Below are 10,688 nucleotides of genomic sequence, written 5' to 3'. Positions count from 1 at the left end.
ATTTATTATTCAGGGGGAGCTCACTTATGAAGAAAACGAATCCAATGGTTAAGGCTGCTTTGCTTACAACGGCTGTGGCAATGGTTGGTACATTAGCAGCTTGTGGAGCCGGCACTGATACGAAAACAACGCCAAATCCAGCTGCAAATACGCCAAGCCCGGCAGCCTCAGGTGCCAAAAAAGAAATTACGCTGCGGTTATTTTCCAACCTGCCTGATCGCAAATCCGGACAAGGACTGGCCGAGCAGATGGCTATTGACAGCTATGTCAAAGACAATCCCAATATCAAGATTGATGTGGAAGCACTGGCTGAGGAGCCATTCAAAAACAAGCTGAAGGCGTATATGGCCTCCAACGAACCGATCGACATCACCATGGTTCATGGCGGGGCTGAGCTTGGTACGCTCGTTAAAGCCAAATACGTCAAAGAACTGAATGCCAAGGAGTATGAAGGAGACAAATACAACTTTTTCCCAGGTGTCTACAAATCATTCGAATTTGACGGGAAAATTTATGGACTTCCGCGAAATAGTGACTATGAAGTGATTTATTATAACAAAAAAATGTTTGCTGATAATGGAGTCAAGGTTCCAACAACCTACAACGAGCTTTTGGATGCGGCTAAAGCCTTCAGGGCTAAAAACATTACGCCAATGTCGATCAATGGAAAAGATTTGTGGAGCTTCGGATTGCTGTACCAAAATATTCTGCAGCGCGTGAGCGGCGATCAAAGCCTGATCCTGGACGCTGTTGATCAGAAGAAAACTTTTTCCCAGGACCCAAGCTTTTTAAAGACAGCACAGCTGATGAGCCAGCTGCGGGACGTCAAGATGTTCCAGGATTCGTTCATGACGGCTGATTACGGCGCTTCGCAAAATCTGTTCACGCAAGGCAAAGCAGCTATGTGGTTTATGGGCTCATGGGAAGCGGGAATGGCTACCAATGATAAGCTGCCGGAAGCGTTCCGTACTAATCTTGGGGTTGCCAAATTCCCGGTAGTCGAAGGCGGCAAGGGTAAGGAATCCGATTTGCTGGCCTGGAACGGCGGCGGATATTCAGTTACAACCTCCTCCAAAAACCCGGATGAAGCCAAAAAGTTTTTTGATTATTTGATGAGCGCGAATCAATGGGCCAAGTATGCTTGGGAAACCGGCGCCGCTGTACCTGCACAAAAATACAATTTAACCGGAAAAGAAAGCGAGGTTCAAAAACAGCTTACCGATATCCTGGTTAAGGCCTCTACAACTGCTGGAGCCTCTTTTATCGACTACGGTTCACCGGCATTTAAAGATGATGTTCAAAATGCATTCGGCAAGTTTTTTGCAGGCACCTTCACACCGGAACAGCTGGTTGCTGAATTGCAGGCATCAGCGGAAAAACAAAAGAAATAAGCAAGGCAATGAGAGATAGAGGGATGGGTCGAGGACAGCACAGCCTGTTCTTGACCGATATCCATGTGGAAGGAGTGAGGTACCATGCAAAAGGTGCTTGGCAACAAGATGGCTATTTTCCTGTTTGTATTTCCAGGTATTTTGTTATTTATGGTTACGTTTCTGGCACCGATTGTGCTTAGTGGGTATTATTCGTTCACTGACACACTTGGCCCGGGTACGGACGTTAAAATGGTCGGATGGCAAAACTATCAGGAGTTGTTGTTTGAGGATTCACGCTTTTGGAGATCATTAATGAATGCGCTCCTGCTTGGAATTGGATGTATCGTATTGCAGCATCCGATCTGTATAGCCTTCGCTGTTCTGCTCGATCGTATCGGCGGCAAAGCCGAAAAGGTGTTTCGTACGATCTTTTTCATTCCTTGTGTCATTTCTGTAGTGGTCATCTCCAGAATGTGGTTGAGCATCCTGGACCCTGATTTCGGGATTCTCAATAAAATTCTGGATTTGATCGGGCTTGGATATTTGCAGCATGCCTGGTTGGGCGATACGAGTACCGCGCTTGGCTCCTTGCTGTTTATTTTAATTTGGGCAGGCTTTGGCTGGGGCCTTCTGTTCTATTATGCCGGCGTCAAAGGGATTCCCGAGGAGCTATATGAGGCCGCACATCTGGATGGCGCTTCAGGTCTGAAGCTGCACCTGAAAATTACACTTCCACTGCTTTCACCGGTCATTGCTGTTCAGGTAACTCTTGCGATCGTTACAGCACTGAAGCAAATGGAAACCGTGTTTCTGACAACCAATGGCGGTCCCGGTGATTCCACACAATTTCTGGCTGTTTACTTGTACAATAAAGCCTTCTCCGCGAGCCAATACGGCTATGCCAACGCGATATCGATTCTGTTTATTCTCGTTTGTCTAATCGCGACCTATATAAGCAACAAAATGATTCGCAGCGATATAGCTGAATATTAGGCGGTGACAAATATGAAAAACAAACATAAAACGATGCTCTGGATCCTGTTTATACTGGTAGCCTTCGGGCAGCTGTTCCCGTTAATTTGGCTGTTCAATTATTCGCTGCTGAACAGCAGCGACTTTTTCTCCTCCAGTATTTTGAAGTGGCCAAGCCAGCCGGAATGGCAAAATTATGTGAACGCATGGGTGGACGGCAAGTTCCCAAAATATTTGTTCAACAGTGTATTGGTATCAACGGTAACGATACTTTTAACCGTGTTTTTGTCCTTATCGCTTGCTTACGCCTTTACACGGATGCAGTGGAAAATGCGTTCGTTCTTTTTTACCTTGATATTGTTAGGCATCATGATACCGATTCACGCCACGCTGCTTCCGAACTTTGCTATTTTCAAAGCTATTGGCTTGACCAATTCGTATCTTGGTTTAATCATTCCTTACACAGCCGTCTCGGTTCCGCTCGGAACCTTCATTTTATCCGGTTTCCTGCGCAGTATCCCCTCAGCCATCGAAGAATCGGCTGTTATGGATGGCTGCAGCATTTATCGGATCGTCTTTCAAATCATTATGCCGCTCACGATGCCAGCGTTGGTCACGATAGCCGTAACTACATTTTTAACCTGCTGGAACGAGTTTATTATGGCTGCAACCTTTTTGAGCAAGGATTCATTAAAGACGCTGCCATTTTCCGTGATGAATTTTGCAGGCCAGTATTCCTCCGATTACGGCTCACAGTTTGCGGTAATGGTACTGACCTCGATTCCTGCGATTATTATTTATGCGTTGTTTAATGAGCAAATTACGAAGGGTGTTACTGCTGGTGCGGTTAAAGGATGATGCTGTAAGCAGCTATTGTTGATTAGTTGTCGATTCGCTTACTATATTCCGCTCATCAGACACAGGTTATAGCCTACAGCCGTTAGTCTTTGGCTGCTGATATAATACGGGTGACTGTAGCGCGCGAGTGCCTGCTCGCTGTCCTTGGCGTTAGCGTCCGCCCAAATCCGGATCATGCCGTCCGGATAAAAGCAGAGCAGCTGCTCGCCCGGCATATCGAGAAAATGCGAGGCCATCGCAACCGACCCGCCGACCTTGCCGTAAGAGCGCCCGCTGCGGTCAAGCACTTCTCCGTCCCCGCCGGGAATGCCGCGGACGAGCTCATGGTACCCGTCGCCGTTCAGGTCGACGGGCACCATCCGATAGACGCTGAATGGCAGCTCATACGGCTGCCCGCTGGACGCGTCGAAGGTAAATTCATCGCGGTCCTGATGGAAGCGTCCATCGGGACCGCATGTTTTGGTTCCGATGCGGATCGCCATCGCCACATGCCCGCCCTCATCCTTCAGGCGTGCGGTCCAGCCCATATCCATATGGCCATGGTCAACTTTTCCCCACACGCGACGTCCCTCCGTATCGTATACAATGACGCGCGGCGACGCTGAAGGGTCGGTTTCGCGTATCGTATACAAGCCCCACGCTTTTGCTTGGGCATCCCACACCGGTTGGACGATATCGGAATGTCCCTTATAGCTTTCGCGATCGGCACAAAACAATTCGGTTCCGGTATTCAGCTCAATGCATCGCTCTCCCCAAAAAATTTCATCCACACCATCCTGATTGAAATCAACAACAGGACATAAATGGCTGCCTCTGGCACCCGGGTCATCCTTGCCTACCTGAAATTCCCAACGCGGACTCATATCAGAATTCCAGCCTTGCAAATACATATTGCCATAGGTACCTTGTGCCGTAACCAATACAGGCTCGCCATTAACCATACCTCCGGCAATAAAATTACGGTACTGTGTGGACATAGGCTGCTGCGTGTCTTTATACACCCACGGATACTGCCCGATGGTTTCTCCTGTGCTGCCGTCAATACGTTCCAGGCAGCTGCTTTGCAGACTAAGCTGATGCTGCATATTCAGATTGTTGACGAACCAGATTTCATCCGTGCCATCCCCATCCAGATCAAAAGGGAAAACCGGGCAAAACCAGATTCCTGGGATAACGGAAGAACCAAAGTCACGCTTCCCTAAGATCTCGCCCTCCGGCGTAAATAGCACCAATTTCAAATTGTCCGTCGGAAAAAAGAACATCTCCGCATAAGGATCAATATCAAAATCCGCGCTGTACACGACGGCGATCGCTTTTTTGCCCTCTTTAATCCGCACGGGAAACGCCCGCAGCATGCCGATGGGGGAGCCGAGTGACAGCTCCAACACCTGCTTCAATTCAATGTCCTTACGATCCTTCGCTTCCATATTCATACTTCTGACCTCCTATAATATGGTGAATGGTATAACCTGCCTCAGCCTTTAACCGCCCCAACCATAACCCCTTTAACAAAAAAACGCTGAATAAACGGATACACAATCAGAATCGGCAGCGCGGATAAGAAAATAGCGGCTGTCCGCAGCGATAGGGAGGAAACGTGGCTCATCGCAGACATATCTCCTAGTAGAGCGGCCATTTCATTTTGAATAACCATATCTCTTAAAAACAGCTGCATGACCTTCAAGTCGCTGGAGCTTGTATAAATGACCGCATCCATGAAGGAATTCCAGTGATGGACGGCGATAAACAGTCCGATAGTCATAATAGAAGGGAGCGATAAGGGCAAGTAGATTTTCAGAAAAATCGTGAAATCGTTAGCTCCGTCAATTTTGGCTGATTCCTCCAGATTGTCCGGGACATTCTCGAAAAAGGTACGCAGCAAAATCACGTTCCACGTGCTGATTGCAGTCGGGATCACAAGTGCCCATATCGTATCCATCAGACCAGTCGCCTTCACGATCAGGAAGCTCGGCACAATGCCGCCGTTAAACATCATCGTAATGATGATATAGATCATGAACCACTTTCTGCCCGGCAGATACGTTTTGGAAAGCGCATACGCAATGGTCAGCTGCAGGCACAGATTGATGGCCAGTCCAAGCACAGTTCGGGTGACCGTCACGAGAAACGACTGCAGGAATTGATTGTTGGCAAGGATTAACGAATAGGCCTCCAGATTAAAGCCTCTTGGAATCAACAGCAACTCGCCCTCTGTAATCAAATCCGAATTGCTGACCGAGGCCAGAATCACATAATAAAAAGGAAAAAAAGTCATGATCGCGAACAACACCAGAACAGCACCAATCACGGTTGAAGCTGACCATTTATAAGACATGCACAACACCCCTTTCTTTTACCATAACGACACATCGCTGAATTTGCGGGCGAGCCGGTTCGTGCTCCAGATCAGGAAGAAACCGATAGCTGACTGGAATAAGCCAATAGCCGCTGTCGTACTGAACTGGGCGCTCTGCAGACCAACCCTGTAAATATACGTGCTGAGCACATCCCCGACATCGTACACGGAGGGATTATAGAGAATATAGATTTGTTCAAAGCCAACCTCAAGCAAATAACCGATTTTCAAAATCATCATAATAATAATCGTATTGCGAATTCCTGGCAGCGTAATGGAAATCAGCTTGTGCCAACGATTCGCCCCGTCAATCGTCGCCGCTTCATACTGCTCGGTGTCAATGGAGCTGAGTGCTGCCAAATAAATGATCGCGCCCCAACCCGATTCCTTCAGTATCGAGGAAGCGATGACAACAGGACGGAAGTATTCGGATTTACTCATAAAAAAAACCGGCTCCATACCCAAATAACGCAGTATGCTGTTGACCAGCCCTTCATTGGGAGCCAATAGCTGGATCACGATACCGCCAAATACGACCCAAGACATAAAATGCGGGAAATAAACGACGGTTTGGATCGTCCTTTTGAACAATACGCTTTTCATTTCGTTCAACAGCAAAGCCAATATAATCGGAACCGGAAAAGCAAATATCAGCTCGTACAAATTGATCAATAACGTATTGCGGACGATCATGAAAAAATCCTGATTGTGCAGCAGAAACTCAAAGTGCTTCAAGCCGACCCAAGGGCTGCCGATAATGCCTTTGGAGAAATTATAGTCCTTGAAGGCGATGATCACCCCGTACATCGGTAAATAGCGATAAATAAAATACCAGATTACTCCCGGGAGCATGAGCAAATACAAATATTTATATTTGCTGATCGCCAGCCGGATAGCTGCAGTCCGACTTCTTTTCTTCGAGCGACTAATGATTGCTTGCATTTCTAGTGGTGTCGCCATGTTAATTCCCCTTCCTGTTCGATATGGTCTTTATTATAGGGGGGTTATTCCAGCGCTGATATTGTTATTATGCCGGATCATGTACATATTTTTGACTTTTGGCTTGCTATTTTTCCTTCCAAAGAAATAGACCTTATCCCTAAAAAAGGTTGATGATATACTTAATGACGACGCTTTCAATGATTTAGATGAAGCTTTGGCGGGGGGATGAAGTATGCTGAAAAAATTAAAAAACATGAAAAAATGGCTTCTTCTGCTCATGATTCTTGTACTGATTCAGACTTTTGCTTACGAGTTTTATTTGATTAAAGCACAGGTTGAGGCGTCTGAGCGTTCGATTGAATCCTTTCGATCCACGCATGAAAGCCAGGCATCGCTGGCCTTTTTATTGGAGGACCAGATCAGCTCGATTTATTATCGGCTCACACTCGACCAAACATTGGGGGAGTGGATGCAGCAGCGGGAGCCTACCATATCCAATATGTATTTACTGGGTCTTCTTCAGGACAACTCCTTGAAGATTATTAGCAGTAATCCGCTTGTCGTCTCTGTATATATTTATGGAAAAACAACGGGTACGGTTTTATCGACCAACCATGAGTTCACCAAGCTTGACCAATTTCCCGATAAGGAGATTTTTACGGAATTCAATGAAAAAAACGGACATTGGGTTGGCAAACGGCTGGAAAAGGCCGGTTACGGTAATGCCAAAAGCATTATTTCCTTTATAGGCGCAATCGGTAACAATGGACTGGTGGCGATCAATATCGATGAACGTAAGCTGCTGAGTCAATCGGCCGATTTGTACGGGACCCTGCTTGTGGGCAAGGAACGGAATATTCTTACGTTTCAAGACGGCAAGGAAGTCAAGATCGCGGAGCTGCCTGTAGAACGATTACCCCAAAAGCCGACTTTACTGGATCAGCCATTTTCGCTTGAAGGGCATAAGGTATTTCAGACCGGTCATGCGAGTGGGGAATGGGAGATGATTTCCATCGCTACACCTATCGAGTCCTCGCCTGCATGGCAGTATCGCAAGATCATGATCGTGGTGCTAAGTCTGTTTCTCATTGTGCTTGCAGCACTTATCTACAGATATGCCAAAAAATCGTATTTTCAGCCGATAGAACGGCTTGAGCATAATTATAGTAGGAATCTTGATGACCTGAAGCACAACTTCGTACTGAATGTACTGACCGGCAAGCTCAAGGAAGCGGATATTCGCGAGAAAATGACGGAAATGGGCGTGCAGTTTCCTTCCGACCGGATCATGGTCATTGTGTTTCAGATTGATGATTTCTATGATTACCTATTAAACATGAAGCAGGACGACCGTTTTTTTATGGATAAAACGATCTACAATGCAATCAAGTGGACCTTCATGACCTCTTACGCCTCTTATGCGGTGAAAGCGGAGTTGGAGAAAATCGCGATTCTGCTCTCGATTCCGAGCGATATGGATGAAGCCGGCATGCTGCACAAGGTGGAAGGAACCATCCGTTATTTACAAAATGAGATCAGGGATAACTGCAATCTGACGATTTGCGCTGGTATTAGCCGTTTGCAGGAAAGCTTGAAGGATGCGCATACCGGTTATTATCAAGCCCTGCAGGCTGTTGGCTTCAAGACGATCTATGGTAAGCACAGCATTATACGATACCAGGACATTTCAGCCAAACATTCCGATGAGCATGTATATCTTGTAACTGATATCAACAAAATGTGCAATCTGATTAAAGAAGACCGGCTTGATGAATTCGAAAGCTTGTTCCGGCGGATGCAAAATGGAATGCTGAATGAAGAGAAATTTTCGCTTGACCGCTTGAATGCGCTATTTTCCAATGTCCTGTATGGAATTGTGAAGTTGACACTCGAACAGCGGTTTGATTTTGCAGACATCGTGAAAGAGGATATTTTTATGAAAATATACAGCTATGAATTTCTTCAGGATAAAACCGATTACGTGATTCATATAGCCCGTACAGTATCAGCAGCCATTCAGGCGCGTAAAAATTCCAATAATAAAACGGTTCAGCTCATCCTCGATTATATTCACGATCATTACGATCAATCGATTTCGCTGACGACCATTTCCGACTCCCTCGGAATTAATTCGTCCTACATCAGCACATTAATCAAGCAGGAGGTGGGTCAAGGGTTCGTCGATTATATGAATCAGCTGCGAATCAACAAAGCGCAGAATTTGCTGCAGGACCCGAATTTGACGATCAAGCATATTTCGGAAATTTGCGGATATGAAACGGTGCACTCCTTTATCCGCAATTTCAAGAAGGTACATCTGCTCACCCCAAGTGAATACCGCAATAAATCGCTATCCAAAAGGAATGTATAAAAAAATAAACATCTCGTTTTGCAACTATTTTACACAAGTTGAAATAATGTAAATTGCCAAGCGAGGTCCAATGATTTAAAAATGGAATTACCGGCCGATATTACCGATTGCCATTTAAAAGGGGGAGCAGCTTCAGTCGGTGGAAACGATTTGTATCTATAAAAGGAGGATGTCCGGATGAGAAGGGTTACCTGGAACAGAACAGCTTTACCAGCATTATTGGCTGCAGCGTTAGCAGCTATGGTCGGCTGCAGCAGCACAGGGTCAGGGGGAAATACGGCAGCGGCACCAAAGGATGCGGGCCCGTATAAATTTAAAGTGATGTTTGACTACAACGTCGATCCCAAAGGAATGTCGCTCTCGGATAACGAGTACATCAAGTTTCTGAAGGAGAAGACAGGGGTGGAGGTCGTGCTGGATTCACCCGGTACGGCTGGCTACGTAGATAAGCTGAATGTACTTATGGCATCGGGCAGCTATCCGGATGCGTTTGCTGTAGGCGATCGCGATCTGGTTATGAAATATGCCAAAGACGATTTGTTGGCTGATCTGTCTCCTTATATTAATGATACGGCCAAGTATCCGAATCTGAAGAAGGTTATGCCCCCTGATGCATGGCTGCCGGTTACCGAAAAGGGCAAAGTGTTCGCCATTCCTTACAGCAGGCCCGACGGCTTGAGTCAGGTTGTGTATATCAATAAAGAATGGCTGGATAAGCTGAAGCTGCCGATTCCCAAAACCATTGATGATTTTTACAATGTGATGAAGGCGTTTACAATCAATGATCCTGACGGTAACGGGAAGAACGATACGTTCGGCTTATTAACGAATAATACCGTTGATAACGGAGCTCGTGCGTTCAAAGCTGCCTTTAATGCGGAGGCCTACTCCATTCGTGATGGGAAAGTAACGCCATCGGAAATCACGCCGGAGTACAAAGAATTTTTGAGATTTATGAACAAGCTTGTCAATGAGAAAATTCTCGACCCGGAATTTCCGACCATCACAACACCCATTTTCCAACAAAAGTTTAAAACGCTCAAGTATGGCATCATCTCTGGATTCTGGCATTATCCGTCCGGTCTGGAAATTCCGAAGGAGGTCATGAGCAAATACATTGCGGTTCCCGCGCCGCTGCAGCTTGACGGTAAAGCCTCCAGCTTCGTATATCCGAGCTTGAACCGGCATTATGTGGCGATTCCCAAAACGACCAAAAATATCGATCAATTGATGAAATTTATGGATTGGGCGGTATCACCGGAAGGAATGAAATATTCGTTCATCGGTGTTCCCGATTTCAACTATAAGGAAGCTGGCGGCAAGATTGAGCTGACTGCCAATCAGTTAGCCCCGATCCATTGGGCGTTTTCGCTGGTCCGTACCGGACAGCTGACGGAGGATGTGAAGAAATACATCGGTGTCGTGTACCCGAAGGAGGCGGTAGATAATCTGGAGATGGCAACGAAGATAGGTAAAGCGGATGTGCTGCGCGCTGCGCTTCCTTTTTACCCCGAGCTGACCGGCTTCAATCTGGCTAAAATCAGCAGTGAATATACGACCAAAGCGATTCTCGGCAACGCTGATGTGGACAAAACATGGGATGATTACGTCAGCCGTTACAAATCCGCAGGCGGGGACAAGGCTATCGAATTCTGGACGAACTGGTACAACACCGAAGGTAAAAATGTGGTCAAACCTTGATTTAAAAAACTTTAAAGTGAATGCTTACGAAGTCAGTTTTTTTTTCAAAAAACTTTAAAGTAAATGCTTACGAAGTCAGTTTTTTTCAAAAAACTTTAAAGTAAATGCTTACGAA

Annotated in this window: 8 protein-coding genes; 5 read left to right on the top strand and 3 right to left on the bottom strand. The window is 46.2% G+C overall.

The annotated features are described in order from the left end of the window. Positions 1 to 26 precede the first annotated feature (26 nt). From LRL21_RS07575 to LRL21_RS07565, 3 genes are all read left to right on the top strand, one after another. Positions 27 to 1,391, top strand: coding sequence for an ABC transporter substrate-binding protein (locus LRL21_RS07575; RefSeq protein WP_240415167.1), 1,365 nt, complete (start codon positions 27 to 29; stop codon positions 1,389 to 1,391). A gap of 84 nt (positions 1,392 to 1,475) precedes the next feature. Next, positions 1,476 to 2,366, top strand: a complete 891-nt coding sequence (locus LRL21_RS07570) for a carbohydrate ABC transporter permease (protein ID WP_240415166.1) — start codon at positions 1,476 to 1,478, stop codon at positions 2,364 to 2,366. A 12-nt stretch (positions 2,367 to 2,378) separates the two neighbouring features. After that, positions 2,379 to 3,203, top strand: coding sequence for a carbohydrate ABC transporter permease (locus tag LRL21_RS07565; protein WP_240415165.1), 825 nt, complete (start codon positions 2,379 to 2,381; stop codon positions 3,201 to 3,203). Positions 3,204 to 3,244: 41 nt separating this feature from the next. Here LRL21_RS07565 and LRL21_RS07560 read toward each other — a convergent pair whose 3' ends face one another. Genes LRL21_RS07560 through LRL21_RS07550 form a run of 3 tightly spaced genes read right to left on the bottom strand, consistent with a single transcriptional unit; the run spans position 3,245 to position 6,519 of the window. Continuing rightward, positions 3,245 to 4,636, bottom strand: coding sequence for a hypothetical protein (locus LRL21_RS07560; protein ID WP_240415164.1), 1,392 nt, complete (start codon positions 4,634 to 4,636; stop codon positions 3,245 to 3,247). 41 nt (positions 4,637 to 4,677) lie between these two features. Then, positions 4,678 to 5,538: a carbohydrate ABC transporter permease gene (locus tag LRL21_RS07555; protein ID WP_240415163.1), complete on the bottom strand. Its 861-nt coding sequence runs from the start codon at positions 5,536 to 5,538 to the stop codon at positions 4,678 to 4,680. Positions 5,539 to 5,556: 18 nt separating this feature from the next. Continuing rightward, complete coding sequence (locus LRL21_RS07550; RefSeq protein WP_240415162.1) at positions 5,557 to 6,519, bottom strand: ABC transporter permease; 963 nt, start codon at positions 6,517 to 6,519, stop codon at positions 5,557 to 5,559. A 214-nt stretch (positions 6,520 to 6,733) separates the two neighbouring features. On the opposite strand from LRL21_RS07550, the gene LRL21_RS07545 reads away from it, so the two are divergent. Together LRL21_RS07545 and LRL21_RS07540 are read left to right on the top strand one after the other, a co-directional pair. Continuing rightward, positions 6,734 to 8,872: a helix-turn-helix domain-containing protein gene (locus LRL21_RS07545; RefSeq protein ID WP_240415161.1), complete on the top strand. Its 2,139-nt coding sequence runs from the start codon at positions 6,734 to 6,736 to the stop codon at positions 8,870 to 8,872. Positions 8,873 to 9,049: 177 nt separating this feature from the next. Then, complete coding sequence (locus LRL21_RS07540; RefSeq protein WP_240415159.1) at positions 9,050 to 10,573, top strand: extracellular solute-binding protein; 1,524 nt, start codon at positions 9,050 to 9,052, stop codon at positions 10,571 to 10,573. Positions 10,574 to 10,688 lie beyond the last annotated feature (115 nt).

Origin of the sequence: Paenibacillus periandrae, from assembly GCF_022458865.1 — a bacterium.
Taxonomy (GTDB): Bacteria; Bacillota; Bacilli; order Paenibacillales; family NBRC-103111; genus Paenibacillus_S; species Paenibacillus_S periandrae.
This window is presented reverse-complemented; position numbering and strand designations above follow the sequence as displayed.

What these genes read in the sequence shown, in the direction of transcription:
- LRL21_RS07575 (WP_240415167.1), top strand. Translation starts at nt 27, where the DNA reads ATGAAGAAAACGAATCCAATGGTTAAGGCTGCTTTGCTTACAACGGCT.
- LRL21_RS07570 (WP_240415166.1), top strand. Translation starts at nt 1,476, where the DNA reads ATGCAAAAGGTGCTTGGCAACAAGATGGCTATTTTCCTGTTTGTATTT.
- LRL21_RS07565 (WP_240415165.1), top strand. Translation starts at nt 2,379, where the DNA reads ATGAAAAACAAACATAAAACGATGCTCTGGATCCTGTTTATACTGGTA.
- LRL21_RS07560 (WP_240415164.1), bottom strand. Translation starts at nt 4,636, where the DNA reads ATGAATATGGAAGCGAAGGATCGTAAGGACATTGAATTGAAGCAGGTG.
- LRL21_RS07555 (WP_240415163.1), bottom strand. Translation starts at nt 5,538, where the DNA reads ATGTCTTATAAATGGTCAGCTTCAACCGTGATTGGTGCTGTTCTGGTG.
- LRL21_RS07550 (WP_240415162.1), bottom strand. Translation starts at nt 6,519, where the DNA reads ATGGCGACACCACTAGAAATGCAAGCAATCATTAGTCGCTCGAAGAAA.
- LRL21_RS07545 (WP_240415161.1), top strand. Translation starts at nt 6,734, where the DNA reads ATGCTGAAAAAATTAAAAAACATGAAAAAATGGCTTCTTCTGCTCATG.
- LRL21_RS07540 (WP_240415159.1), top strand. Translation starts at nt 9,050, where the DNA reads ATGAGAAGGGTTACCTGGAACAGAACAGCTTTACCAGCATTATTGGCT.